The 23,854-nt window shown below is 66.7% G+C and carries 24 protein-coding genes and 1 tRNA gene; 12 read left to right on the forward strand and 13 right to left on the reverse strand.

What is annotated here, in order from left to right:
- Positions 1-47: 47 nt before the first annotated feature.
- The gene (locus AC1REK_RS00270; protein WP_492267613.1) at positions 48-233 is read right to left on the reverse strand and encodes a hypothetical protein; all 186 of its coding nucleotides are present in this window, start codon (positions 231-233) and stop codon (positions 48-50) included.
- Between the two features lie 181 nt (positions 234-414).
- The gene (locus AC1REK_RS00275; RefSeq protein ID WP_492267612.1) at positions 415-1,242 is read right to left on the reverse strand and encodes a phosphogluconate dehydrogenase C-terminal domain-containing protein; all 828 of its coding nucleotides are present in this window, start codon (positions 1,240-1,242) and stop codon (positions 415-417) included.
- A gap of 133 nt (positions 1,243-1,375) precedes the next feature.
- On the opposite strand from AC1REK_RS00275, the gene AC1REK_RS00280 reads away from it, so the two are divergent.
- The 3 genes from AC1REK_RS00280 to nanR are packed head-to-tail and all read left to right on the forward strand — an operon-like array spanning position 1,376 to position 3,869.
- Complete coding sequence (locus AC1REK_RS00280; protein ID WP_492267611.1) at positions 1,376-2,641, forward strand: ribulose-bisphosphate carboxylase large subunit family protein; 1,266 nt, start codon at positions 1,376-1,378, stop codon at positions 2,639-2,641.
- Complete coding sequence (locus AC1REK_RS00285) at positions 2,638-3,129, forward strand: four-carbon acid sugar kinase family protein (protein ID WP_492267610.1); 492 nt, start codon at positions 2,638-2,640, stop codon at positions 3,127-3,129. Before AC1REK_RS00280 ends, AC1REK_RS00285 begins: the two co-directional genes overlap by 4 nt.
- Positions 3,126-3,869 (forward strand): transcriptional regulator NanR, encoded by a 744-nt coding sequence (nanR, locus tag AC1REK_RS00290; protein ID WP_492267609.1) that lies wholly within the window; start codon positions 3,126-3,128, stop codon positions 3,867-3,869. The genes AC1REK_RS00285 and nanR overlap by 4 nt, the downstream gene beginning before the upstream one ends.
- A 180-nt stretch (positions 3,870-4,049) precedes the next feature.
- Here nanR and AC1REK_RS00295 read toward each other — a convergent pair whose 3' ends face one another.
- The 6 genes from AC1REK_RS00295 to AC1REK_RS00320 all read right to left on the reverse strand — a co-directional run bounded on the left by AC1REK_RS00295 (position 4,050) and on the right by AC1REK_RS00320 (position 11,641).
- Positions 4,050-4,295, reverse strand: a complete 246-nt coding sequence (locus tag AC1REK_RS00295) for a hypothetical protein (RefSeq protein WP_492267608.1) — start codon at positions 4,293-4,295, stop codon at positions 4,050-4,052.
- A 235-nt stretch (positions 4,296-4,530) separates the two neighbouring features.
- Positions 4,531-5,808: a c-type cytochrome gene (locus tag AC1REK_RS00300; protein ID WP_492267607.1), complete on the reverse strand. Its 1,278-nt coding sequence runs from the start codon at positions 5,806-5,808 to the stop codon at positions 4,531-4,533.
- Between the two features lie 5 nt (positions 5,809-5,813).
- Entirely contained in the window at positions 5,814-6,359 is a 546-nt protein-coding gene (locus tag AC1REK_RS00305; RefSeq protein ID WP_492267606.1) for a (2Fe-2S)-binding protein, read from the reverse strand.
- On the reverse strand, positions 6,356-9,181 hold the full coding sequence (locus AC1REK_RS00310; protein WP_492267605.1) for a xanthine dehydrogenase family protein molybdopterin-binding subunit: 2,826 nt from the start codon (positions 9,179-9,181) through the stop codon (positions 6,356-6,358). Before AC1REK_RS00310 ends, AC1REK_RS00305 begins: the two co-directional genes overlap by 4 nt.
- 292 nt (positions 9,182-9,473) lie before the next feature.
- Positions 9,474-10,982, reverse strand: a complete 1,509-nt coding sequence (scpC, locus tag AC1REK_RS00315; RefSeq protein WP_492267604.1) for a succinyl-CoA:acetate CoA-transferase ScpC — start codon at positions 10,980-10,982, stop codon at positions 9,474-9,476.
- Between the two features lie 572 nt (positions 10,983-11,554).
- Positions 11,555-11,641: transfer RNA gene (locus tag AC1REK_RS00320), tRNA-Leu, on the reverse strand.
- Between the two features lie 191 nt (positions 11,642-11,832).
- On the opposite strand from AC1REK_RS00320, the gene AC1REK_RS00325 reads away from it, so the two are divergent.
- A complete protein-coding gene (locus AC1REK_RS00325; protein WP_327524888.1) occupies positions 11,833-12,837 on the forward strand; it encodes a complex I NDUFA9 subunit family protein in 1,005 nt (334 codons plus the stop codon).
- Between the two features lie 157 nt (positions 12,838-12,994).
- Here AC1REK_RS00325 and AC1REK_RS00330 read toward each other — a convergent pair whose 3' ends face one another.
- The gene (locus AC1REK_RS00330) at positions 12,995-13,990 is read right to left on the reverse strand and encodes a 2-hydroxyacid dehydrogenase (RefSeq protein ID WP_492267603.1); all 996 of its coding nucleotides are present in this window, start codon (positions 13,988-13,990) and stop codon (positions 12,995-12,997) included.
- Positions 13,991-14,289: 299 nt separating this feature from the next.
- On the opposite strand from AC1REK_RS00330, the gene AC1REK_RS00335 reads away from it, so the two are divergent.
- On the forward strand, positions 14,290-14,829 hold the full coding sequence (locus AC1REK_RS00335; RefSeq protein WP_316016513.1) for an SH3 domain-containing protein: 540 nt from the start codon (positions 14,290-14,292) through the stop codon (positions 14,827-14,829).
- A gap of 28 nt (positions 14,830-14,857) precedes the next feature.
- On the opposite strand, the gene AC1REK_RS00340 is transcribed toward AC1REK_RS00335, so the two are convergent.
- The gene (locus tag AC1REK_RS00340) at positions 14,858-15,619 is read right to left on the reverse strand and encodes a YbaY family lipoprotein (protein WP_492267602.1); all 762 of its coding nucleotides are present in this window, start codon (positions 15,617-15,619) and stop codon (positions 14,858-14,860) included.
- A 56-nt stretch (positions 15,620-15,675) separates the two neighbouring features.
- Positions 15,676-16,140: an iron response transcriptional regulator IrrA gene (gene irrA / locus AC1REK_RS00345; RefSeq protein ID WP_316016515.1), complete on the reverse strand. Its 465-nt coding sequence runs from the start codon at positions 16,138-16,140 to the stop codon at positions 15,676-15,678.
- Positions 16,141-16,424: 284 nt separating this feature from the next.
- On the opposite strand from irrA, the gene fabA reads away from it, so the two are divergent.
- The 5 genes from fabA to AC1REK_RS00370 all read left to right on the forward strand — a co-directional run bounded on the left by fabA (position 16,425) and on the right by AC1REK_RS00370 (position 19,850).
- Positions 16,425-16,937, forward strand: a complete 513-nt coding sequence (gene fabA / locus AC1REK_RS00350) for a 3-hydroxyacyl-[acyl-carrier-protein] dehydratase FabA (RefSeq protein WP_316016516.1) — start codon at positions 16,425-16,427, stop codon at positions 16,935-16,937.
- Positions 16,938-17,056: 119 nt separating this feature from the next.
- Positions 17,057-18,283, forward strand: a complete 1,227-nt coding sequence (gene fabB / locus AC1REK_RS00355) for a beta-ketoacyl-ACP synthase I (protein WP_492267601.1) — start codon at positions 17,057-17,059, stop codon at positions 18,281-18,283.
- A gap of 8 nt (positions 18,284-18,291) precedes the next feature.
- Positions 18,292-18,564, forward strand: coding sequence for a DUF3303 domain-containing protein (locus AC1REK_RS00360; protein WP_492267600.1), 273 nt, complete (start codon positions 18,292-18,294; stop codon positions 18,562-18,564).
- A gap of 93 nt (positions 18,565-18,657) precedes the next feature.
- The gene (gene fabI / locus AC1REK_RS00365) at positions 18,658-19,491 is read left to right on the forward strand and encodes an enoyl-ACP reductase FabI (RefSeq protein ID WP_316016519.1); all 834 of its coding nucleotides are present in this window, start codon (positions 18,658-18,660) and stop codon (positions 19,489-19,491) included.
- 113 nt (positions 19,492-19,604) lie between these two features.
- Positions 19,605-19,850 carry a DUF2188 domain-containing protein gene (locus tag AC1REK_RS00370; protein WP_316016520.1) on the forward strand — a complete coding sequence of 82 codons (246 nt, stop codon included), beginning with the start codon at positions 19,605-19,607 and terminating at the stop codon, positions 19,848-19,850.
- A 6-nt stretch (positions 19,851-19,856) separates the two neighbouring features.
- Here AC1REK_RS00370 and AC1REK_RS00375 read toward each other — a convergent pair whose 3' ends face one another.
- Together AC1REK_RS00375 and AC1REK_RS00380 are read right to left on the reverse strand one after the other, a co-directional pair.
- Positions 19,857-20,222, reverse strand: a complete 366-nt coding sequence (locus AC1REK_RS00375; protein WP_492267599.1) for a hypothetical protein — start codon at positions 20,220-20,222, stop codon at positions 19,857-19,859.
- Between the two features lie 149 nt (positions 20,223-20,371).
- Positions 20,372-21,565: an O-succinylhomoserine sulfhydrylase gene (locus AC1REK_RS00380; protein WP_492267598.1), complete on the reverse strand. Its 1,194-nt coding sequence runs from the start codon at positions 21,563-21,565 to the stop codon at positions 20,372-20,374.
- Positions 21,566-21,888: 323 nt separating this feature from the next.
- Here AC1REK_RS00380 and AC1REK_RS00385 point away from each other — a divergent pair, with 323 nt between their 5' ends.
- Together AC1REK_RS00385 and AC1REK_RS00390 are read left to right on the forward strand one after the other, a co-directional pair.
- Positions 21,889-22,617, forward strand: coding sequence for a M23 family metallopeptidase (locus AC1REK_RS00385; RefSeq protein WP_492267597.1), 729 nt, complete (start codon positions 21,889-21,891; stop codon positions 22,615-22,617).
- Positions 22,618-22,807: 190 nt separating this feature from the next.
- The gene (locus tag AC1REK_RS00390) at positions 22,808-23,815 is read left to right on the forward strand and encodes an alpha/beta hydrolase family protein (protein ID WP_492267596.1); all 1,008 of its coding nucleotides are present in this window, start codon (positions 22,808-22,810) and stop codon (positions 23,813-23,815) included.
- The last annotated feature ends 39 nt before the right edge of the window (positions 23,816-23,854 follow it).

Raw genomic sequence — 23,854 nt, forward strand, 5'->3', positions numbered from 1 at the left:
GCCGCTGGTAGTGCCTTGCCGCGAAGGCGGGCGAGCCGGCTTGCGGCTCAGGTCCTGAAGACCGCCTTGTGATAGGCGGTCGGATTCTCGGCCAGGGTTTCGAACACGGTCTGGGCTTCCTCCAGGGCGAAGAAGCTGGCGATCTTCGGGTAGCCGATCCGGCCTGATGCGATGAGATCGATGGTCTGCTCCATCGCGGGCGGCGCACCCATCGCTTCCATGACGACGGGCATGCCTTCCTATGAGCCTGCAGATCAGCCGAGGCCGACGATGTTCTTGGCGTCCATGCGCTTCAGGAGATCCTGGCCGACCTCGCCATCGAGCACCTTGTAGACATGCTCGTTGGGCGCTTCATGGTGGTCCTCGCCATGTTCGTTTGAGTTTGGCTTTTGGCTGTGATCGGCGAGCGAGGGCTCAGGTGATCCGGCGAACGCTCTCGCGGATCTCCTCCGGCTCGAACAGGCGCTTCCAGTCCGGCTTGAGGATGGTGTCCTTGCCGAAGACGATCGCCTTGTTGCAGGCATCGGAGAACACGCCCTGGACCTGCTCGAAGGTCACGGCGGCCAGGATGTTCATGTGGCCGAGCAGGAAGTCGCGGGCTGCCTCGCGCGGCACGCCGCGGGCGATCGCCTCCTCCATCGCCTCGCGCATCGCGTCGAGCAGCGTGGCGCAGACGGTCTCCGACAGGCCGGGCTCGAGGATCGCCATCTGCTCGGTGGTGATGCGGTGTGAGCGCATCACCGGCGCCCAGATCGTCCGCGCCACCTCCTCGCCGAGCGCATAATGCGCCTCCGGCCCCTGCATCAGCGCGTTGACGATGTGCTGCTTGGCGGCGATGCCGCCGAAATGGTCAGCCTTGGCCGCCGGATCGGTCTCGTCGTTGAAGATCGGCGGATGGCAAGGATGGGTGATGAAATAGGTGATGTCTGCCCGCTCCGGCAGGTGGCCGGCATGGGGCGCGGCGGCATCGAGGATCACCACGATCGTGCCCGAGGCAAGCTTCGGCAGCAGCTCCTTGGCAACCGCGCCGACATGCGTGTCGGGCACCGCCAGGATCACCACCTCGGCGTCCACGATCGCCTTCTCGGCGGGCACGCAATCGACGCCGTAGGCGTCTTTGACGCGCTGCTGGCCGGCCGGGCTGACCTCGACATGCCGGGTCTCGAAGCGGGAGCCGGCGAGATTGCGGCCGAGGCGCATCCCCATTTTTCCGCCGGCGCCGAAGAGCGCAACCGTGGTCATTCTTCACTCCCTTGGCCAAGGTCCGGACAGGCGAACCTCTTGATCCCGGTCCTTCCCATAGAGCCGCGTCGATTGTCAATCTGGTATGATGACTGTATGACACTCTCATTGTCGAAATCGCTCCGGAGCGCTCGTGGCCAGCCTGAATCGGATCGAAGCGGACTATTGGTTCGAGACGCCGGGCGATCCGCGGCGCACCGCGGAGGTGATGGCCGGGGAGCAGTCGAGCGGCACTTTCGTCGCGGTTCCCGGCGAGACGCCCGAGCTGACGGCGCGTGCGGCGGCGCGGGTCGAGCGGCTCGAGCTGCTCGACCATGCACAGGCGCCGTCGCTGCCATCGGTCGATCCGGCTGCCCCGCCGGCGCCGGGCGGCTATCGCCGGGCGCGGCTGACCCTGTCCTGGCCGCTGGAGACGACAGGGCCGTCGCTGCCCAACCTGCTTGCCACGGTCGCCGGCAACCTGTTCGAACTCCGGCAGGTCAGCGGCCTCAGGCTGACCGATATCCGCCTGCCGGCCGCTTTCGCCGATGCGTATGCGGGCCCGAAATTCGGCGTTGCCGGCACGCGCGCTCTGGCAGGCGTCCCGGATGGCCCGCTCATCGGGACGATCGTCAAGCCGAGCGTCGGCTTCGGCCCGGAGGAGACTGCCGCGCTTGTCGCGACGTTGGCGGGAGCCGGCATCGACTTTATCAAGGATGACGAGCTGCAATCGGATGGCCCGCTTTGCCCGTTCGAGGCGCGGGTCGATGCGGTGATGCGCGTGATTGAGGCCGAGGCCGACAGGCGTGGCCGCAAGGCGATGTTCGCCTTCAACATCACCGGCGATCTCGACCAGATGAGGCGCCGCCACGATCATGTGCTGAAGCGCGGTGGAACCTGCGTGATGGCGAGCCTGAATTCCGTCGGTCTCGTCGGCATGATCGAGCTGGGCCGGTTCACGCAGTTGCCGATCCACGCCCATCGCAATGGCTGGGGCTACCTGTCCCGCAGCCCGCAGCTCGGCTTCGATTATCGCGCCTGGCACAAGATCTGGCGACTGGCCGGCGCCGACCACATGCATGTCAACGGCATCGCCAACAAGTTCAGCGAGCCTGATGCGAGTGTCATCGCTTCGGCGCAGGCCTGCCGAGAGCCCCTGTTCGAGGCCAGGGCCGATGCGATCATGCCGGTGTTCTCCTCCGGCCAGACCGCGCTCCAGGCACCGGTGACCTTCGCGGCGCTCGGCTCCACCGACCTGATCTACGCCGCCGGCGGCGGCATCCTCGCCCATCCCGACGGGCCGGCCGGCGGCGTCACAGCCCTGCGCGAGGCCTGGGAGGCGGCGATGGCGCGGGTCCCGCTGCAGAGCTATGCGCAGACGCATCCGATGCTGGCGCGGGCCCTGGAGCGCTTCGGATGAGCGGCCTGCCCGACGGACCTCTGATTGCCTATTACGGTGACGATTTCACCGGTTCCGCGGCGGTGATGGAGGTGATGAGTTTCGCCGGGCTCGACTCGGTGCTGTTTCTCGATCTGCCCGCGCCGGAGCGTCTGGCCGCCTTCTCGGACCGACGCTGTATCGGCATTGCCGGCATCGCCCGCTCGCGCCCGCCCGAATGGATGGATGCGCAGCTTCCGCCGATCTTCGAGGCGCTCGCTCGCGTCCATGCGCCGCTGGTCCACTACAAGACCTGTTCGACCTTCGATTCCGCGCCGCATATCGGCTCGATCGCCGAGGCGGGCCCTGATCGCGGGCGGCGATACCTCCGGCCATGCCACGCTCGAGCTCGGCGTGGACGCGCTTTCGGCGATCGCGGCGATCGCGACGGGCTTGAACTTGCGCTGAAAGGCGGGCAGATCGACGGAGCCGACTGTTTCAGCGCCGTTCGCAATGGCGGTCCGAGATGAGAACCGACCAACAGGCTGCCGCCGTGACCCCCGAGCCGATTCCGCGCCGCAAACTCTCGCATGAGGTGCTCGACCGCCTGCTGGCGCGCATCAATGCCGGCGAATTCGCGCCTGGCACGCAGCTGCCTTCCGAGCGCGAGCTGATGGACAACTACCGCGTCGGCCGGCCGGCCATCCGCGAGGCGCTTCAGCAGCTCGAGCGCTCCGGCATCGTCGAGATCAGCCATGGCGAGCGCGCCCGCGTTGTGCTGCCGACGGCCGAGGCCATCGTCAGCCAGATGAGCAATGCGGCGCGCTATCTGCTCAGCGTCGAGCCGGGCACGCTCAGCCATCTCAAGGAAGTCCGGCTCTTCCTGGAGGCGGGTCTCGCGCGGATGGCGGCCGAGCGCGCCGATGCCGCCGGGATCGCACTGTTGGCACAGCGTCTCGAAGAGCATCGGCTGGCCGATCTCGACGATTTCTTGGCGCGGGACGTCGCCTTCCACCGCCAGATCGCCGCGATGAGCGGCAACCCGATCTTCAGCGCCGCGCTGGACGGCATGCTGAACTGGCTCAGCGCCTATTATCATACGCTGCTGCGCGCTGTCGGCCGCGAGAATACGACCCTTCAGGAGCACCAACGCATCCTCGATGCCATCGCGGCCGGCGATGGCGATGCAGCTGCCCAGGCGATGGCCGACCATCTGAACCGTGCAAACGACCTCTACCGCAGCGGCGGAGGCGCGGGGGATCCAGACTGAGGTCGTCGCCCGGAGAGCCTTGGGCTGGGCCCCTCTTCGCGGCCATCGATCGGGCCGACGGCCGGCCATCCTTTCGGGCGATGACGTTGAAGTTCGGCAGTACGTCGGTCGCGCCGGACGAGAGCCACCACATTGGGCAACGCTGGGGTGCTATCGCCGTCTGCCGGAGGCGGGCGAAAGTCAGCCCTTTCCGCGGCGGCTTGCTGCCGCGAGCCTGGCAATCATCCAGGCGGCGAGCCGTGGCTGAGACGGCTCGGTTTCGTCGACGCGAAACGGGCCATGCACCTCGTAGACGTATTCCTCCCGCAGGATCTGCCCGATCGCCAGGCAGCCCAGGATGGATCTCAACGAGCGTTTGCGGGAGGAGGGGGCCACATTGCTCAAGCCTTCGACGTTTTGAAGGTAGGCGCGCGTCAGGGTTGCCATTCTGCTCTCCTCGCTCGTTCCATGGCGCTGCTCGGCCGATGGACGCCGCATTCGGAGAGATTGCAGGTGCCGCGTCTGTGACGCAGGTCACGCAGGGCCGGTCTTAAGGCACTTTCGGGCGAAATGGGCGCCGGCTCGCGCGAGGAAGCTCTCGAGCGCTGGGATGCAGCCGCGATGAGGCGGCGCGGCGCCGTGTGCCGGCGCGCAGCGCTCGGGCGGCGGTCGGGAGGTCCTCCTAGCGCAGCCGCTTGACTTCGTCCGCGGTCACGGTCGGCTGCTGGCCGCCCCAGTTGGCCCGCAGCCAGTTGGAGAGGTCGGCGACCTCTCGGTCGGAGAGCTGCCCTGCGAAGCCCGGCATCGGCTGCATGCGCTCCAACCCGGGAAAGCGCTGGGCCGGGATGCCGGTCAGGATGACCTTGTTCAGGTTGCGCGCATCGGCCAGCCGCAGCGAGGCATTGGTCGCGAGTGGCACCACGACATGCGGGATGCCCTGGCCATCGATGCCGTGGCAGCTGGCGCAGACGGCGATGTAGCTGGCGCGGGCAGAGGTCGCGACCTCGGCGGAGACGGCGACCGGCTTCGGCGGAGGCGGCGGTGTCGCATGCTCCGGCAACTTGTCGAGGTCGAAGAGATAAGCCGACATCGCCGCAAGGTCCTCGGCGGTGAAATACTGGGTCGAGAAGTGGACGACCTCGAACATCTGGTTGGTCATCGCGCCCTGCGCCGAGATGCCCGACTTCATGAAGCTCGCGAAGACCAGCGGGTCGAAGCCCATCCGGGTCAGCCCGGCCTTGGTGATGTCGGGCGCGATCACGCCTTCGAGCTCGGCGCCCTCCAGATAGGCGCTCTCCTTCATGCCCATGGCGAGGTTGCGCGGCGTATGGCATTCGCCGCAATGGGCGAGGGCATCGGTGAGATAGCGGCCACGGTTCCACAGCGGCGAGCGCCCGGCGACCTCTGTCTTCGTATCGGAGGAGAGGTTGACGAGGTTCCAGAAAGTCAGGCCCTGCCGGATGTTGAACGGAAATGGCAGGTGGTTGGCCTTGTTCGCCACCTTCATCGGCTCGCGACTCATCAGGAAGGCATAGACCGCGTCGACATCGTCGGCGGTCAGCTTGCGATAGGAGGCGTAGGGCATGGCCGGATAGAGATGGCCATGCTTGCCGATGCCGTCGCGCACGGCGCGGTGGAACTCGGCGCGCGTCCAGGAGCCGATGCCATGCTCCTTGTCGGGCGAGATATTGGTCGAGAAGATCGTCCCGAACGGCGTCTCGAACGGCAAGCCGCCGGCCCAGGGCGCGCCGCCCTTGACGACATGGCAGGCATAGCAATCGGCGGCGACGGCGACATAGGCGCCGCGCTTGGCGAGCCCCTTCATCTGCTCGGCGGATAACGGCTGCTCGATCTCCTTGGCGACCACGCTGCGCTCGAACAGGCCGAGGAAGACGGCCCCAGCCCCCAGCGCACCGACGACAGCGGCCGCCAGAGCGGCCAGAAGCAGCTTCCTCGCCATCAGCCTTACGCCTTCACCAAGCCGGGAGTCCTGAGGACGAGATCGCGCACCGCCTCGAAATAGCGGACATAGCCGGTGCAGCGGCAGATATGGCGGTCGAGCGCCTCGCTGATCACCTGTTCCAGCGCCTCACGCTTGACCGGGTTGCGCTTCAGCTGGTCGAGCAGCACCGTCGCGCCGGTGACGAAACCCGGGGTGCAATAGCCGCACTGGAAGGAGAAGTGCTCGATGAAGGCCTGCTGGACTGGCGAGAGCTCGGTGATCGCGCCATTGGCGTCGCGCTTGGCCTGTCCCTCCACCGTCCTGATCTTGCGCCCGGCGAACCAGTGCGCGCCGGTGATGCAGGTGCGCATCTCCTCGAGCGAGCCGTCGGCCTTCTCCAGCACCACGGTGCAGGCATGGCAGATGCCCTGGCCGCAGCCCATGCGCGAGCCGGTCAGGTTCAGATACTCGTAGAGGAAGTCCTGCATCATCATCGTCTCGGGCACGTCGATCGGTCCGACGGCCTTGTCGTTGATGGTCAGGGAGAGCTGCTTGGTCGCGATCGTCATGCCAGCGCCTCTTTGATCCTCTCGGGCGTGAGCGGCAGGGTGTAGAAGCGCTTGCCGATGGCATGGGCGACGCCGTTCACGATCGCCGGCACGACCGCAATCATCACCACCTCGGCCATGCCCTTGGGCGGATCGGTGTCGGAGAGCGGCGGCAGCACCTCCGCCGTCTGCTTCCAGACCGCGACATCCCCGGAGGTCGGCAACTCGTAGCGGTTCCAGTTCCAGGTGCCGTCGCCCGGCCCATCCTCATAGAGCGGCAAATATTCCTTCAGCGCGTGGCCGATGCCCATGGCGAGCCCACCCTGGATCTGGCCCGAGACCAGCTCCGGCACGATCTGGTTGCCGCATTCGAGGATGGAGTGGTGCGAGAGCAGGCGGACCTCGCCGCTGCCGGTGTCGACGACGATCTCGGCGAGCGTCGCCATCGGCGCGTAATAGGTGACGCCGGCGTTGTTGCGCTGCGCCGGCGGGTAGGAGACGGAAGTCCGCTCGACGAAATGCCAGCCTCCTTCAGTCATCAGGGCCTTGCGCTCGGCTGGAGCCCCGTCGCCATACTTCAGCGCCAGCGCGTCGATGGCGAAGCGGCGACGCCCGGTCCCCGGCACTTCGAATTCCGCTTCGGCCCATTGCCAGCGATTGAAGCTGTGCACGGTGATGCCGGTGACGAGGCCGAGCCGGTGCGCCTCGGCCGCGACGGCGGCGAAGGGCAGGGGCTGCATCGCCGCGGCCGTGATCCCGCCATTGGCGACGCGCAGATCCTCGCGGCGCACCGCCTCGGGCGCCATCTGGCCGCCGCCGATGCCGCGCGACCAGAGCGAGCGCGCCGCCGGCCAGACCGTCAGCTCGACCAGTATGCGGGCCGCCTCGCGCGTCGCGTGGCCGAGATAATAGACGCTGTTGGAGGCGCTCATCGGCGAGGTGAAGCTCGGCGTCCAGCGCGGATTGGCCATCCGCTTGTCCTCTTCCTCCTGCGACAGCGTATAGGGCTCGTCGGTGGTCTCCAGCGGCATTTGCGGCCAGCGCACCTTGCCGAACACGGTCTCGTCCGGCTGCTTGCCGAGGATGGCGGCGGCCATCACCGCCTGCGAGGTCGTCGCACCCGTGCCGATCTCATGCGCGACATGCGACAGCTTCAGCCGGCCACTCGCATCGAATTCGAGCGCGCAGAGCGCAGCTTCCGCGCCGGTGCCGTAGTCCTTGTGCACATGGCCGTAGCCGACGCCGTATTTCTTGCCGGGATTGGCCGCCTCGAACTCGGCCTTGCGCTTCTGCCGGTTCACCCAGAGCGGATGTTTCTCCGCCTTCGCCAAAATCTCGTCATGGCGCAGCGCACCCGAGGGGATCGCCCCTTGCGAGTTCTTCATCCCCGATTTCAGCGCATTGCGCCGGCGGAACTCCATCGGGTCGAGACCGAGCGCCTCGGCCGCCTCGTCGACCATCATCTCGGTCGCCGCCATGGTCTGCAGCGTGCCGTAGCCGCGCATCGAGCCGGCATCGACCGCCCGCGAGGACATGATCGCGGCGGAAAAGTCGCTCTTCGGCAGATAGTAGATCGACTGCGCCGCCGTCGCGCCGACCGTGCCGACCGAGACCGAAAAATTCTCGCGCCCGCCGCCATCATTCTGGTAGCGGCCGGTCATCGCCCGGAACTTGCCGGTCTTGCGGTCGATCACCATGACCTTCTCCATCTGGAAGGCATGGCGTTTCAGTGCGGTCTGGAACTGCTCGTAGCGGTCATTGGCGAGCCGGACCGAGCGCCCCTCGCCATAAAGGCCGGCGAGCACGCAGAAAAACGGGAAGATCGCGTGGTCCTTGGTACCGTAGCCGACGGTGTAGCCGATCTTCAGATCGACGCTCTTCAGCGGGAATTTCGACTTCGAAACCATATGGGCCGCAAGCTCGGCGACCTCGTGCGGCGACTGCGTCGCGATCAGCGCATGCAGCACGCCACTTTCGCGCTCGTACCAAACATTGCCATTGTCGGCCTCCATCGCCGAGGCATCGGCCGATTGGGTCGAATAGGAGCGCCGCAGCACCAAGACGTCGTCGCCGGCATTGGCGATCTCGCGCTCGATCTCGGCCGCCGCCGCCATGCCGCGCGCCATCGCGTCGCCTTCGCCGGCGGCGGGCCATTGCGGTTCGATACCCTTGAAGCCGGCGCGGATCGTCGTGTCCTTCAGCGCCGAATAGCGATCCTCGGCATCGGGATTGCCGCCGTCGATCCGGACATAGCGCGCAGCGCCATAGGGCCCGGGCGTGGTCGAGAGACCCTCGGCGCCATAGCGCACGGCCTTGTCGTTGAAGCGCAATTTGCGCTTGGCCGCGTCATAGCGGGCGAAGTCGTGATAGATCAGCATCGCGACGGGCTGGCCGAGCAGCCGCGCCGTCTGGCCCTTCGGCACGAAGAAGACATCGCCATAGAAGCCGGGCCATGGCGCCGGCATCGCGACGCCGTCGGCGACGAGGTCCTCCTGCAGCACCAGCCGGTCGGGCTTGAGCTCGTCGCTGAGCAGCGAAAGGTCGACGCCGTCGAAGACGCGGTCAACCCGCGTCGCATGCAGCATGAAGGCGTGCGCCTGCTCCTTCGGCCAGCCCTCGAGATCGCGGGCGCGGTAGTCGCGGGTGAAGGTCTTGCCGCCGGTGACCTTGGCGATGGCGTCGAGCCGGTATTTCGGCTTGCCGCCGGAAAGCCAATCGGCCCCGGGGCGCGGCGGCGTCTCGATCAGTTCGGCCTGTGTCGCGGAGGGCAGCAGCGAGATCTTGATGGCGACGCCGGCTGCTCCGGCCTTGAGGAAGCCTCTGCGGGACAGACCTGTCTTCACGCCGGATTCTCCGCTCGCCACGAGCCGACCGAGCTTGCCGGCGCAACCGCATGGCAAGCAGGCGCAGAAGATACTTGAACTGGTTTAAATTCAAGTAACCGAGGCTCGCCCTACGTCGAGCGGCCTGCAATATTGAATCGGGAGCCAATCTCCGCTCGGATCGGCGCTGGCCTTACGCTGCTGTCAGGCAGGGAAATGCGTGAGGAGATGGCGTCTTCGGGCAGTCGGCTCCGGACGAGCGTCGCGCCCAAGGCTGCGCTGGCGCGGAGGGCGGCGATATCGGACGGGTTCTTCAGCCTCGCATGCTGCCGGTCTCGATGAAGCGCTGGTGCCAGGACAGCGCCTCGCCGGGCAGGCAAGGCGACTGCAGGCCGTAGGAACCGGCCTGGGCCCGGCGATAATAGTCTTCCAGCGCCGGCCGGTAGTCCGGATGCGCGCAGTTGGCGATGATGGTGCGGGCGCGCTGCTTCGGGCTGAGGCCCCGCAGGTCGGCGAGGCCCTGCTCGGTGACGATGACCTGGACGTCCTGCGTGATGTGATCGACATGGCTCGCCTGCGGCACGATCGCCGAGATCGCGCCGCCCTTGGCGGTCGAGGGCGTCATGAAAATCGAGATATAGGCGTTGCGGGCGAAGTCGCCCGAACCGCCGATGCCATTCTGGATGCGCGAGCCCATCACATGCGTCGAATTGACGTTGCCGTAGATGTCGGCCTCGATCAGCCCGTTCATGACGATGCAGCCGAGCCGCCGTATCAGCTCGGGATGATTGCTGATCTCCTGCGGCCGCAGGATCATGTGATTGCGGTAGCGCGCCATCCCGGCATTGATCTTCTCCGCCGCCTCCGGGCTGACCGAGAAGGCGGTGGCCGAGGCGAGCGTCAGCTTGCCGGCATCGATCAGGTCGATCATGCCGTCCTGGATGACCTCGGTGTAGGAGGTCAGCTTGTCGAATGGCGCGTCCAGCAGGCCGGAAAGGACGGCGTTGGCGATGTTGCCGACACCCGATTGCAGCGGCAGCAGCGAGGCGGGCAGGCGCCCCTTCGCCACCTCATGGCTGAGAAAAGCGATGAGATGGCCGGCGATGGCCTTCGCCGTCGCGTCCGGAGGCGAGAATGGCAGGTTGCGGTCCGGCGCGTCGGTCTCGACGATCGCGGCGATCTTGGCGGGGTCGCAGCGCAGATAGGGCTCGCCGATGCGGTCCTGCGGCTTCACGAGCGGGATCGGCACCCGGTGCGGCGGCAAAGCCGTGCCGTAATAGATGTCATGCATGCCTTCGAGAGCGGCGCTCTGCCAGCGGTTGACCTCGAGGATCACCTTGTCGGCGCGGTCGAGCCAGGTCTTGTTGTTGCCGACCGAGGACGAGGGGATGAGCGAGCCGTCCTCGCGGATGCCGGTGACCTCGACCACCGCCACGTCCAGCGGGCCGAGAAAGCCCTGCCAGGCCATCGGCGCCACCTGCGAGAGGTGCATGTCGAAATAGTCCATCTGCCCGCTATTGATCTTCTCGCGGGCGATGGGGTCGGAATTATAGGGCAGGCGGAACTCGATGCCGTCGACCTTGGCCAGGGCGCCGTCGAGCTCCGGGCCGGTCGAGGCGCCGGTCCAGACCTTGACGCGGAACGGATGGCCGACCGCATGGGCCGCCTCGATGCGTGCCGCGAGAGCGAGCGGTACCGCCTTCGGATAGCCCGAGCCCGTGAAGCCGCTCAGGCCGACGGTCATTCCGCTTTCAATGAGCGCCGCTGCATCCTCTGCGCCCATGACCTTCGCACGCAGGGCCGCGTTCGCAATTCTCGACATCTCGAAACCCGTTCTTGATCGCTCCGCCGCCGCGGCTGCCGTCAAGGCTCTCCGGTCGCGGCTCATATAGCTCGGCAATGCGTCGCAGGACGCCTCGCCCTCTTCCATGCCGAGACGGCGCCAAGGTCAAGCATCGCCATGGTCGCAGCGGGCGCAGGTTTGGGGCTGCGGAGATGGGAATAGACCCTCGCGGGCGCTCCAGGATCTATCGCAGGGCGGGGCGCCCCACGGCCCATGGCCAGCGGGCGGCTCCGGTCCTGGCGGCAGCGAGGTTCGACAATATGTCGGCTCTGCTCGCAGCCTTCGCTTGCCCCGGTGATTCGCAGGAGGCTTGCAAGGGCATTCGGCGCGAGCGGAGGCGCTCTTTCGTAACCTGCAGACGGGCTGGCCCGCCACCTTTGGCGGGGCGGCAAAAGGCCAGTGCCTGCTCTGCATCCAGAAAGTAAAAAACCCGTCTTGGTAGTGACGGGCCGTGGCATCCGAGGAACCTCTCAATGCAACCGCAAGATAAATGCGGTGCCGGAGCGGCGCTTCTTGATGCGGAACTCTTTCTCTTTGCTGAAGAGAAAGAGTGGTGCCCAGGAGAGGACTCGAACCTCCACGCCCTTGCGAGCGCCAGCACCTGAAGCTGGTGCGTCTACCAATTCCGCCACCTGGGCAACGAGGGTCCGTTTAGGGGGGGCGGACGCGCCTGTCAACGGCCTAGCCGACGAAATTATCAAGCGGCTGTGCAGAGGGCTCTGCAGCGGGCGGCGAGGCGTTGCGCCGCCTTCACAGTTGGGATGCGATGAACTAGGACAGGCGCGACAGGAACAGTTTCCAACGCTTCCAAATCGGAGCTCGCGTGACCATGGCGACCCAGCCTCCCGCTCAGCAACTCGTCACCGTCTTCGGCGGCTCGGGCTTCCTCGGGCGGCACGTCGTGCGGGCGCTCGCCCGGCGCGGCTATCGCGTCCGTGTCGCCGTGCGCCGGCCCGACCTCGCCAATTTCCTGCAGCCGCTCGGCATCGTCGGCCAGATCCATGCCGTCCAGGCCAATCTGCGCTACCCTGATTCGGTCGCCGCGGCCGTGCGCGGCTCGGATGCGGTGATCAATCTGGTCGGCATCCTCAGCGAGAGCGGCCGGCAGAACTTCTCCAACGTCCAGGCGCGGGGCGCGCATACCGTCGCCCATGCCTGCGCCAGCCTCGGCGTCGAACGCCTCGTGCAGATCTCGGCGCTTGGCGCCGACCGCGATTCGAAGTCGCACTATGCGCGCACCAAGGCGGAAGGTGAGGCGGCGGTGCTGGAGCTGGTCAAGGGTGCCGTCGTGATGCGACCCTCGATCATGTTCGGCCCCGAGGACACCTTCTTCAACCGCTTCGCCTCGCTCGCCCGCATGCTGCCGGTCCTGCCGCTCGTCGGCGGTGGCGAGACCAAGTTCCAGCCGGTCTTCGTCGGCGACGTCGCGAAGGCCATCGCGCTTGCGATCGAGGGCAAGGTCGAGGGCGGCAAGATCTATGAGCTCGGCGGCCCGGAGGCGAAGAGCTTCCGCGAGCTGGTCGAGTACGTCTGCGAGGTCACCGGCCGCCGGCGCGTCATCGCCTCCCTGCCTTTCCCGCTGGCCCGCTTCCAGGCCCGGATCCTCGAGATCGTCAACACGCTCTCGCTCGGCCTGCTGCCGGACGAGTTCCTGCTGACCCGCGACCAGGTCGCCCTGCTGGAGAGCGACAATGTCGTCTCCGAAGCGGCTCGCAAGGACGGCCGCACGCTCGCCGGGATCGGCATTGCGCCGGTCTCGTTCGAGGCGGAGGTGCCGTCCTATCTCTGGCGCTTCCGCAAGGCGGGCCAGTTCGCCACCTCGCGCGGCGGCTGAAGGTTAGCTCCCGCTCCGAGGCAGGGTCGCCTGGAGCGCGCAACGTTCCACGAGAACACGGCATGGCCGCGTGAGCGCGCTGTCGATCTGACGGCGCGCTCGGCAATGCCTCGCGTCGGACAGGGATTTCGGCGCGGCGCGGGCCTTCGGGCTGCGCTCAGAGCATGCTCGGCAGCACGCGATCCGGCGGCTTGTGCCCGTCCATGAAGGTCTTGATGTTGACGATGACCTTCTCGCCCATATCGGCGCGGCCCTCATGCGTGGCCGAGCCCATATGCGGAAGCACCACGACGCGGTGCTGGCGGGCGAGCTTGAGCAGGCGCGGATTGACAGCCGGTTCGTGCTCGAACACGTCGAGCCCGGCGCCGGCGAGTTCTCCGGCCTCGAGCATCCGGGCGAGCGCCGTCTCGTCGACGATCTCGCCGCGGGCCGTGTTCACCAGGATCGCATCGGGCTTCATCAGCTTCAGCCGGCGGGCCGAGAGCAAATGGTAGGTCGCCGGCGTGTGCGGGCAGTTGACCGAGACGACGTCCATGCGCGCCAGCATCTGGTCGAGCGAATCCCAATAGGTCGCGTTGAGCGCCTCCTCGGTGCGCGCATCGATGCGGCGGCGGTTGTGATAATGGATCGAGAGGCCGAAGGCGGAGGCGCGGCGGGCGAGCGCCTGGCCGATCCGGCCCATGCCGACGATGCCGAGGCGCTTGCCGGTGATGCGCCGGCCGAGCATCCAGGTCGGCGACCAGCCGCCCCATTCGTCGTCGGTGATGACGCGCGCGCCCTCGGCGATGCGGCGGGCCACGGCGAGGATCAGCGCCATCGTCATGTCGGCGGTGTCGTCGGTCAGCACGCCCGGCGTATTGGTCACGGTGATACCGCGCTGAACGGCGCTGGCGACGTCGATATTGTCGACGCCGTTGCCGAAATTCGCGATCAGGCGCAGCTGCTCTCCGGCCTGCGCGATCAGCCCGGCATCGAGCTTGTCGGTCACGGTCGGGACCAGCACGTCGGCGGCTTTCAGGGCCTCGACCAGGGCGGCCTGACTCATTGGCGTATCGTCGAGATTGAGCCTTGCGTCGAACAGCTCGCGCATCCGCGTCTCGACGACGGCGGGCAGCTTGCGCGTAACGACGACCAGCGGCTTCTTCTTCGACATAGGCGGCTCCTCCAGGGCATTTGGCCCAGGCCCGCGCCCGATCGCCGCATGCTCCCAACGCTTCGGCTTCGCCGGTCTCGTTTCCGCCTCAACCCGCCATTAACCGAGGCGCTTCAGGAATGGGTTCTGGTGGATTTTCGACGCCGGCAGCCGATCTGTTGTCTAGAGCAGGATGCGGAAAAGTGGAAACCGGTTTTTCGCGCAGATCCGGCTCCAGGCTGCGACGCCGTCGAACATGACCCGAGCCTGCCGCGCGTCCTGTACGGAGCGCCGGCCGGCAGGGCGAAGGAGAGAATTGGATGGCGGCTAGCATGAGGGGCGGTCTTGCAGGCCTGGCGGTGATGGCGGGGCTTGCCCTCGCTTCGGCGGGGGCGCTCGCGCAGGAACTCGCGACCGGCCAGGTCAGCGGCCTGCCGGTACCGCGCTATGTCAGCCTGAAGTCGGACCGGGTCAATCTGCGCGAGGGGCCGTCCAAGGAGCATCGCACCAGCTGGGTCTTCCAGCGCGCCGGACTGCCGGTCGAGGTCACCGCCGAATTCGAGACCTGGCGGCGCGTGCGCGATGCCGACGGGACCGAAGGCTGGGTGCTGCACAGCCTGCTCTCCGGGCGGCGCACCGTGCTCGTCGCGCCCTGGTCGAAGACGAAGGGCGAGACCTTTGCCCTGCGCGAATCCGCCAGCGACAACGCCACGATCCTCGCCAGCCTCGAGCCCGGTGTGATCGCCAATGTCCATTCCTGCCCAGGCGGGGGCTGGTGCAATGTCACGGTCAACAAGATCAACGGCTATCTGCGCCAGGACCGGCTCTGGGGCGTCTACCCCAACGAGAAGCTGAACTGAGCCGGCACGACGCGCCGACAGCAACGGCTCACATCGCAGCGAAGGTCATCAGCTGCCGCCCGCGCGCATCGAGCAGCACGAGCTTGCCGCGCGCAGGATCGGCCCGCCAGCGTCGCACCTCGCGCAATCCGGCGAAGAATTTCTGTTCCTGATTCATGGCGGCCGGCGTGCAGGCCATCTGCGTCGCGGCGACCGGGCCGAAGCTGATTCGCGTGCCGCTGATCCTGGCCGAGCCGCTCATCCGGTTGCAGCCGCCGGAGCCGCTCACTCTGCCATCGGGCGCGATTTCGAGCACGGTCTGCAGCCGGTCGATCACCCCGCCTTGCCTGATATCCTCGAGCAGCCAGCGCCCGACGGGCGAGGCGGGACGCTCCGGGGCGGGCGAGGGCGCGGCGGCGACCCGCTCGACACGGATATCGGTCTCTTCCGACCCGCCGTCGAAAATGCCGTGATGACTGGTGTTGATGAAGAGCAACTGGCCACGATGCAGGATGCGGGCCTGCAACGCATAGCGTCGGCGCGGCTGGATCTGCGCCCGGTCGAACCGCAGCACATAGCGCGTGGGATTGCGCGCGCCGCTGGCCCTGGTCTCGGCGATGGTGCGTGCCGGCGCATCGGCGAGCGAGACGTCGAGCAACTTCACCTCGACGATGGCGCCTGGCGGCAAGGCGATGCGCTCGCGATACGAGACCGTTCCGCGCAAGGTCGCGGTCGCCGCAAGGGCGCCGCCGGCGGGCGCCAGAAATCCGAGCGCAAGGGTGCCGACGAAGGCGCGCCGCGATGCAGTCATGATGTGAAGTCCCCTCTCTGTCGTGGCGTTTCGCTTCGCCCCGAGTGGGGAATGACTCAGCCGTCGATCTTGCGCAGCCGGACGACGACGTCGACGCGGGCGATCTCATAACCCTGCGGCGGCGGCGGGAGCTCCGCGACATCGACCGCCGAAGCGGGGATGTCGATCACCTTGTCCTCGCCGTCGACGACGAAATGATGGTGGTCGCTGCTGTCGGTGTCGAAAAAGGTCTTGGCGCCGTCGATCGCGAGCTCGCGCAGCAGGCCGGCTTGCGTGAACTGATGCAGCGTATTGTAGACCGTCGCGAGCGAAACCGGCACGCGGGCCTTCATCGCTTCCTCGAACAGCATCTCGGCGCTGACATGGCGGTCGCCCTTGGCGAACAGCAGCCAGCCCAGCGAGACCCGCTGCCGCGTCGGACGCAAGCCAACGCGGCGCAGACGCTGGCGCACGTCGTGGAATGGACATCCCTGGCGCGCGCTCGATCCGTAGCCCGGTTCCTGTGGCGTCAGATCGTTCATGCTTCGGGTCTGCGTCCTTGCTTGCGTGCCGGGTCGGGAAAGGCGACTGGCTCCTCTCACCGATTTAAGGCTTCGAGCTCCGGGCCGCAAGCATTGCGGCGCAGGGCTGCGTCATCTCGTCTTTGCAACGGCCTGTCATGGTGGTGCTGCTCAAAGAAACGGCCGGATCATCCACGCTTTGCGACGCCTTTCGCCCTTTCGTTTCGCGGCGACACCGTGTTAGGCACGCGTCACGACAGATGACCGCCATGAGATCGGGCGGCCGGAATGGAGCGGAACGGGATATGGAGCGGCAATCGTCATTCAGCTACGAGGAGATCCTCGCCTGCGGTCGCGGGGAGCTGTTCGGGCCGGGCAATGCGCAGCTGCCGCTGCCGCCGATGCTGATGTTCGACCGCATCACCGAAATCAGCGAGGATGGCGGCCCGCACGGCAAGGGCTTCGTCCGCGCCGAATTCGATATCCGCCCTGACCTCTGGTTCTTCGACTGCCACTTCAAGGGCGATCCGGTGATGCCGGGCTGTCTCGGGCTCGATGCTCTCTGGCAGCTCACCGGCTTCTTCCTCGGCTGGCTCGGCCTGCCGGGCCGCGGCCGCGCTCTCGGTGTCGGCGAGGTCAAGTTCGCTGACCAGGTGCTGCCGAGCGTCAAGCAGGTGGTCTACGGCGTCGAGTTCAAGCGCGTCTTCAAGTCGAAGCTCGTGCTGGGGATCGCCGATGGCTGGCTCGAGGCTGACGGCAAGCGTATCTATACGGTCTCCGACATGCGGGTCGGCCTGTTCAAGCCTGAAGCGGCCTGAGCAAAATCGCCGGCCCGTCTTGCGCTGTGCGGCCGCTCGGTCCATCTGCGCCGTATCGACATGATTAACGAGCCGGGCCTGGCGACCCGGCACGCCACCAAACAGCCGGAGAAACGAGCATGAGACGCGTTGTGGTCACCGGGATGGGCATCGTCTCGTCCATCGGCAACAATACGCAGGAAGTGCTGGCTTCGCTGCGCGAGGCCAAGTCCGGCATCTCCTATGTTCCGGATTTCGAGGAGCACGGTTTCCGCAGCCGCGTCGCCGGCGTGCCTTCGCTCGTCGCCGCCGATGTCGTCGACCGCCGCGCCATGCGCTTCCATGGCGGCGGCTCGGCCTGGAACCATGTCGCCATGGACCAGGCGATCCTCGATTCCGGCCTCGAGGCGGGCGAGATCAGCCATGAGCGCACCGGCATTGTCATGGGCTCGGGCGGTCCCTCGACCCGTGCGCTGATCGACGCCTATGACAAGGCGCGCGAGAGCGGCTCGTCGAAGAAGGTCGGCCCCTTCGCCGTGCCGAAGGGCATGTCCTCGACCGCGTCCGCGACGCTCGCGACCTGGTTCAAGATCAAGGGCGTGAACTATTCGATCTCGTCCGCCTGCGCGACCTCGAACCACTGCATCGGCAACGCCTATGAGCTGATCCAGTGGGGCAAGCAGGACGTCGTCTTCGCCGGCGGCTGCGAGGAGCTCGACTGGACGCTCTCGGTCCTGTTCGACGCCATGGGCGCGATGTCGTCCAACTTCAACGAGACCGCCGCGCGGGCCTCGCGCGCCTATGACGTCAACCGCGACGGTTTCGTCATCGCCGGCGGCGCCGGCGTCCTGGTGCTCGAGGAACTCGAGCACGCCAGGGCCCGCGGCGCCAAGATCTATGGCGAGATCGTCGGCTATGGCGCGACCTCCGACGGCTACGACATGGTCGCCCCGTCCGGCGAGGGCGCCGAGCGCTGCATGCGCATGGCGCTCCAGGGCGTGAAGGCCAAGGTCGACTACATCAACCCGCACGGCACCTCGACGCCGGTCGGCGACGCCAAGGAGATCGAGGCTATCCGTACCGTCTTCGGCGCCGGCGAGAAGAGCCCGCCGATCTCGGCGACGAAGTCGCTGACCGGCCACTCGCTCGGCGCCACCGGCGTGCAGGAGGCCATCTACTCGCTGCTGATGCTCAACAATGACTTCATCTGCGAGAGCGCCCATATCGACGAGCTCGATCCGGCCTTCGCCGACATGCCGATCGTGCGCAAGCGCATCGACAATGCCGGCCTCGGCTGTGTCCTCTCCAACTCCTTCGGCTTCGGCGGTACCAACGCCACCATCGTGATGAAGCGCCTGGAGGCCTGAAAGCCGCCATGCTGTTCATGGTGATCGAGCATTTCGATCAGGGGCGCGTGAAAGATGTCTACGCTCGGTTCGCCGAGCGCGGCCGGATGGCGCCGGACGGGCTGCGCTATGTCGACAGCTGGGTTGCGGCCGATCTTTCACGTTGCTTCCAGGTCATGGAATGCGACGACGTCACCTTGCTGCAGCAATGGGTGCTCGCCTGGGGCGATCTCGTCCGCTTCGAGATCGTGCCGCTGGCGAGCTCGAAGGCGACCGCCGCAGCCCTGAGCGGGAAGACCTGATCCGCGCCGCGAGGCGCCTAAGCCGCCCCGGGCTTCCGGGGCGGTGAAAATGCCGCTATGAGCGGCAGTTGACCGCAGCCAGACCGGAATCCCATGCTCCCCTTGATGCACAACAAGCGCGGCCTCGTCATGGGCGTCGCCAACCAGAACTCGATCGCCTGGGGCATCGCCCGCACCCTGCACGCCCATGGCGCCGAGATGGCCTTCACCTATCAGGGCGAGGCGCTGGGCAAGCGCGTCAAGCCGCTCGCCGAGAGCATCGGCTCGAAGCTGGTGATCCCCTGCGACGTGGAGGACATCGCTTCGGTTGACGCGACCTTTGCCGCGCTGGACGAGGCCTGGGGCGGCGATCCCGAGCGCAACACGCTCGATTTCCTGATCCATGCCATCGGCTTCTCCGACAAGAACGAGCTCAAGGGGCTCTATGCCGACACCAGCCGCGAGAATTTCTCGCGTACCATGGTGATCTCCTGCTTCTCCTTCACCGAGGCCGCCAAGCGCGCGGCGGAGCGCATGCCGAAGGGCGGCAGCATGATCACGCTGACCTATGGCGGCTCGACCCGGGTGATGCCGAACTACAACGTCATGGGCGTTGCCAAGGCGGCGCTGGAGGCCAGCATGCGCTATCTCGCGGCCGATTACGGCCCGCGCGGCATCCGCGTCAACGCGCTCTCGCCCGGACCGGTTCGCACGCTCGCCGGGGCCGGCATCTCCGATGCCCGCGCGATGTATTCCTGGCAGCGCGCCAATTCGCCCCTGCGCAAATCGGTGACCCTCGACGATATCGGCGGGGCTGCGCTGTACTATCTCTCCGATCTCTCGGGCGGCGTCACCGGCGACATCCATCACGTCGACGCCGGCTACAACATCACCTCGATGCCGGTGCTGGACGGGCTGCGTGCCGCCGACACCGGCAATGGCGAATAAGGCTAGGGGCGGGGCGCGGCCCTTCCCTCGGTCGGCCTGACGGCGTTATCCTCGCTCATGGTGGAACCCGGCGCGCCCGCGGCGGTTCGACCTGTGAGCGATGGAGAATGCTCATGGTCATCGTCAAGTACGAGGTCGTCCAGCACGATGGTGGCTGGGCCTACAAGGTAGGCGGGGCGCTGTCCGAGACGTACCGCACGCATGATGCGGCGCTGAAGGCCGCCGAGAAGGCGGCGGCGCGCCAGAAGCGTCCGGGAGCGACCGACGGCATCGTCTACCAGGACGCCGATGGCCAATGGCATGAGGAACTCGCTGACGGGCGCGACCGGCCGGGGACGCGCGTCGTCGACGAGCCCTGAGCCGCCTCAGTTCTGGGTGAAGAAGGTCAGCAGCACCTTGCCCTTCTCGCCGAGCAGGCAGAGGAAGCGGCGCGGCTTGTCGGAACGATCGGTCTTGAGATAGGCCTCGCCCATGATGATGCGCGTGATCCGCGTATCCTCGACCTTGGTTTCCGAGGTCGCGATCGTCAGCCCGTCCTCGTCGATGACGATGTCCTTGATCTCGGGCTCGCGCGCGGTGATCGCCACCATCGCCGTCGACTTGCAGGCAGCAAGCTCCGGCGAGGCGGGCTTTTCGACAGGTGCGGGCGAGGCCGGCGAGGCGTTCTGCGCCAGGGCAGGTGCGGCGAGAGAAACGAGCAGCGCGGTCGCGCAGGCGATGTGTCGGAACATGTGAACCTCGGTTGCTGTCGAGGTTCAACGCGGATCGGCCTGCCCGGTTCAATTCTTGCCCGTGGCGAGCGTCATTCAGGATGGGCCGCAGCGAGGTGCAGCTCCGTCATTCCTCCTGCTTCAGCGGAATGACGGCGTCTGGCCGGAACTCAGCCGCCCAGTGCCTGCTGGAGATCGGCGATCAGGTCGTCGGCATGCTCCAGCCCGATCGAGAGGCGGATCAGCCCATCGCTGACGCCCATGCTGGCGCGGACTTCCGGCGTGAAGCGCTGATGCGTCGTCGTCGCCGGATGGACGATCAGGCTCTTGGCGTCACCGAGATTGTTGGAGATGCGGATCAGCCTGAGCTTGTTGAGGAAGCGGAAGGCCGCATCCTTGCCGCCGGCAACCTCGAAGGCGATCAGCGTCGAGGGGCCGCTCATCTGCTTGGCGATGATCTTTGCCTGCGGATGCTCGGCATCGCCGATGAAGGCGACATGTGGCAATTCCTTGCGGCCCTTCAGCCATTTGGCGACCGCCGTCGCGTTCTGCGCCTGCTGGCGGATGCGCAGGGGCAGCGTCTCCAGCGCCTTCAGCATCACCCAGGCGTTGAAGGGCGACAGGGCAGGGCCGGTCTGGCGCAGGAAGATCTGGATCTCGCCTTCGATCAGCTCCTTCGAGCCGAGAACGAGCCCGCCGAGACAGCGGCCCTGGCCGTCGATGTGCTTGGTCGCGGAATAGACGACGAGATCGGCACCGAGTTCGAGCGGGCGCTGGAAGAGCGGCGTCGCGAAGACGTTGTCGACCACGAGCTTCGCGCCGACCTCCTTCGCCAGTCCGGCGACGGCGGCGATGTCGATCACCTCGAGCGTCGGATTCGCCGGGCTCTCGAGGAAGAAGGCCTTGGTGTTAGGCTGGACGGCGGCGCGCCAGGCGGCGAGATCGGTGCCGTCGACCAAGGTCGACGCTACGCCGTAGCGCGGCAGCAGGTCTTCGATGATGTAGCGACAGGAGCCGAACAGCGCGCGCGCCGCGACGACATGGTCGCCAGCCCTGACCTGGCTCATCAGCGCGGCCGTGACCGCTGCCATGCCGGTCGCGGTCGCGCGGCAGGATTCCGCGCCCTCGAAGGCGGCCATGCGCTGTTCCAGCATGGAGACGGTCGGGTTCGAGAAACGCCCGTACTGGAAGCCGGGATCCTTGTTGAGGAAGCGCGCCTCGCACTGTTCGGCGCTGTCATAGACATGGCCCTGGGTCAGGAAGAGCGCTTCGGAGGTCTCGCCGAACTGCGAGCGCAGCGTGCCGGCATGGACCAGCCGGGTCTCGGGATGCAGGCCTGCCGTGCTCGCCGCTTCGATGGTCATGACCTGTCGTCCGTTCCGTTCGTTATAACGGACAAAGGGAATATCAGCTCTGCTCTCGTTCGTAAAGGCGAACGAATTTCCTTTGTGGGGAACACTTGTGGCAAGTCTGCTGCTCTAGCCAAACCCGCCGCGCGGCATAGATCAGCGCGATGATCTATGCCGTTGGCCTGTTCGTGTTCATCAGCATCGCCCTTCCGCTCGCATTCTCGTGGCGACTATGGCGCCTGGATCTGCCGACCCGTCTTGCCTGGCTGATCGTCGCGGCCGAAACGGCGGCGCTGGTCTGGCTGATCCTGCTGCTCGGACGATGGGACATCGCCGGCATGTGGACGCGCGCCGCTTTGGCTTGTCTGGTTCTCGTCGCGGCGGTCGTGTCAGGCGTCCGGCATCTACAGCGTCCGCGGCGCGTCCGCGGCGAAGCATCCTTCTGGCATGGCCACGGCCCTATGCTGGCTTCGCCCGTGCTCATCGGCGGAGCGCTGGTCTACGTCACTGCCTGGGGCATGACGCGGCAAGACCCGCGGCCGTTCGTGTTTCCGCTCAAGGGGGGCTCGTTCGTCGTCGCGCATGGCGGCGGCGTCGGCATCCTCAACCATCACAGCCATCATCCCGCGCAGCGCCATGCGCTTGACATCACGGCGGTCGATGCGGCCGGCTTCCGGGCTCCGGGCCTGTTACCGGGCGATCCCGCCCGCTATGCGGTCTTCGGCAAGGTTGTCGTCAGCCCCTGCAGCGGAACGGTGACCGCGGCGGTCGACGGCCTGCCCGACCTGCCGCCGCCGACCGCCGATCGCGGCAACCCCGCCGGCAATCATGTCGTCCTCGCTTGCGACGGGCTGCAGGTCGAGCTCGCGCATCTGCGCAAAGGCAGCGTCGTCGTCGAAGTCGGTCAGCAGGTCGGCGCCGGCGCGCCGATCGGCCAGGTTGGCAACTCCGGCAACAGCACGGAGCCGCATCTGCATATCCACGCCGTCGATGCGCGCTCCGGAACGGCGATGCAAATGTCCTTCGACGGGGTTGTTCCCGTCCGCAATACACGCTTCGAGCGGTGATTGCGGATCATGCGGAATGGTCTCTTGCGTTGAAGCAGGTGGATTTTCGTGCGGGAGTATGGCGCGAATGCATTGGCAACTTTTGATCGATAATCTGGATCAGCCACAACCGAAGGTCCGCTGAGCGATTGGCGAAGGCGCAGTTGGTTGTCGTCGGTTCGCATTTTCAACGCTGATCTGAAGTTGAGCCATGAAACAGCTGCTTCGCTGGTTGATCGTCGCCGTTGCAACGGTTGCCGCGCCGAGCGCTTTCGCTGAAAGGCTGGAATTGCCCTCGGCTGCTCCGGTCGCACCAAAGGAACTCGCGGTTCCGAGCGCGAGCGAGCGCTTCGAGCCCTATGAGGCGTTGCATGGATCATTCAGTTCATCCGCGCATTGCGCCGGCGTTCCCGGAGGCTTTTGGGTCGAGCTCGGCGGCAAGGGCGATTGTCTGCGCAGCTATGCGCAGGGCTTCAGCACGGCGGATAGCCCGACAGTCCTGGTCTATTTCAGCGGCGACGTGCTGCTGAAGACTAAGCAGGGCGTCCGCTTCGTCGGATCAGGCTACGAACGGCGGTCGCCGAAGCTCATCGAGCGCGACATGGCGCGCTGGTCCGAGCGGGCGGGCGTCCCGGCGATCTTCATCGCTCGTCCCGGCATGTTCGGCTCTTCCGGCGATCACAATCAGCGTCGTGAACCGCGCGAGGTCATGCTGATGGAGCGCACTCTCGATGCGATCAAGCGACGCCATCGCGTCTCGACCTTCATTCTGGTCGGGCAATCGGGAGGCGGGCACATCGCCGCTTCGCTGCTCAACAGGCGGCGGGACGTCTCGGCAGTGGTCCTGTCGTCAGCCTTGCTGTCCGTGCGCGAGGTGACCGACTATTGGAACAAGCGGCGCACGGTCCAGAGCGACGGGGCTGTGCTATACGATCCGATCGATCACCTCGCCGGCATTCGCCGTGACCCCAGGCCGATGATCTTGGTCTTGTCCGATCCTCAGGACCGGATTGTGCCTTATCCGAGCCAATTGACCTATGTTCGCCGATTGCAGGCCGCCGGCTTCGAGCCGCAGCAAATCCTGCTGTCCGCCACGGACAAGAACCACCACGCCCTGGCGCGACATGGCCGGCGTGCAGCCGAGCTGGTCGCACGCGGGGAGCCGATTGGCGCCATCAGGGCGGCGCTGGAGGACGCTGGAATGCAGCCCTCCGAGTGACCAGCGAAGCGGTGATATCGGCCTTCGCAAGCCCCGGAA

This window comes from Allobosea sp. GW823-FHT02B03 (genome assembly GCF_058797755.1).

Bases quoted from the DNA above. Each gene is read 5' to 3' on its own strand.
- AC1REK_RS00385 (WP_492267597.1), top strand. From the start codon at position 21,889: ATGTGGACGCGCGCCGCTTTGGCTTGTCTGGTTCTCGTCGCGGCGGTC.
- scpC (WP_492267604.1), bottom strand. From the start codon at position 10,982: ATGTCGAGAATTGCGAACGCGGCCCTGCGTGCGAAGGTCATGGGCGCA.
- AC1REK_RS00285 (WP_492267610.1), top strand. From the start codon at position 2,638: ATGAGCGGCCTGCCCGACGGACCTCTGATTGCCTATTACGGTGACGAT.
- fabI (WP_316016519.1), top strand. From the start codon at position 18,658: ATGCTCCCCTTGATGCACAACAAGCGCGGCCTCGTCATGGGCGTCGCC.
- AC1REK_RS00375 (WP_492267599.1), bottom strand. From the start codon at position 20,222: ATGTTCCGACACATCGCCTGCGCGACCGCGCTGCTCGTTTCTCTCGCC.
- AC1REK_RS00300 (WP_492267607.1), bottom strand. From the start codon at position 5,808: ATGGCGAGGAAGCTGCTTCTGGCCGCTCTGGCGGCCGCTGTCGTCGGT.
- AC1REK_RS00295 (WP_492267608.1), bottom strand. From the start codon at position 4,295: ATGGCAACCCTGACGCGCGCCTACCTTCAAAACGTCGAAGGCTTGAGC.
- AC1REK_RS00305 (WP_492267606.1), bottom strand. From the start codon at position 6,359: ATGACGATCGCGACCAAGCAGCTCTCCCTGACCATCAACGACAAGGCC.
- AC1REK_RS00380 (WP_492267598.1), bottom strand. From the start codon at position 21,565: ATGACCATCGAAGCGGCGAGCACGGCAGGCCTGCATCCCGAGACCCGG.
- nanR (WP_492267609.1), top strand. From the start codon at position 3,126: ATGAGAACCGACCAACAGGCTGCCGCCGTGACCCCCGAGCCGATTCCG.
- AC1REK_RS00330 (WP_492267603.1), bottom strand. From the start codon at position 13,990: ATGTCGAAGAAGAAGCCGCTGGTCGTCGTTACGCGCAAGCTGCCCGCC.
- AC1REK_RS00325 (WP_327524888.1), top strand. From the start codon at position 11,833: ATGGCGACCCAGCCTCCCGCTCAGCAACTCGTCACCGTCTTCGGCGGC.
- AC1REK_RS00270 (WP_492267613.1), bottom strand. From the start codon at position 233: ATGCCCGTCGTCATGGAAGCGATGGGTGCGCCGCCCGCGATGGAGCAG.
- AC1REK_RS00370 (WP_316016520.1), top strand. From the start codon at position 19,605: ATGGTCATCGTCAAGTACGAGGTCGTCCAGCACGATGGTGGCTGGGCC.
- AC1REK_RS00275 (WP_492267612.1), bottom strand. From the start codon at position 1,242: ATGACCACGGTTGCGCTCTTCGGCGCCGGCGGAAAAATGGGGATGCGC.
- AC1REK_RS00390 (WP_492267596.1), top strand. From the start codon at position 22,808: ATGAAACAGCTGCTTCGCTGGTTGATCGTCGCCGTTGCAACGGTTGCC.
- fabB (WP_492267601.1), top strand. From the start codon at position 17,057: ATGAGACGCGTTGTGGTCACCGGGATGGGCATCGTCTCGTCCATCGGC.
- AC1REK_RS00335 (WP_316016513.1), top strand. From the start codon at position 14,290: ATGGCGGCTAGCATGAGGGGCGGTCTTGCAGGCCTGGCGGTGATGGCG.
- fabA (WP_316016516.1), top strand. From the start codon at position 16,425: ATGGAGCGGCAATCGTCATTCAGCTACGAGGAGATCCTCGCCTGCGGT.
- AC1REK_RS00360 (WP_492267600.1), top strand. From the start codon at position 18,292: ATGCTGTTCATGGTGATCGAGCATTTCGATCAGGGGCGCGTGAAAGAT.
- irrA (WP_316016515.1), bottom strand. From the start codon at position 16,140: ATGAACGATCTGACGCCACAGGAACCGGGCTACGGATCGAGCGCGCGC.
- AC1REK_RS00340 (WP_492267602.1), bottom strand. From the start codon at position 15,619: ATGACTGCATCGCGGCGCGCCTTCGTCGGCACCCTTGCGCTCGGATTT.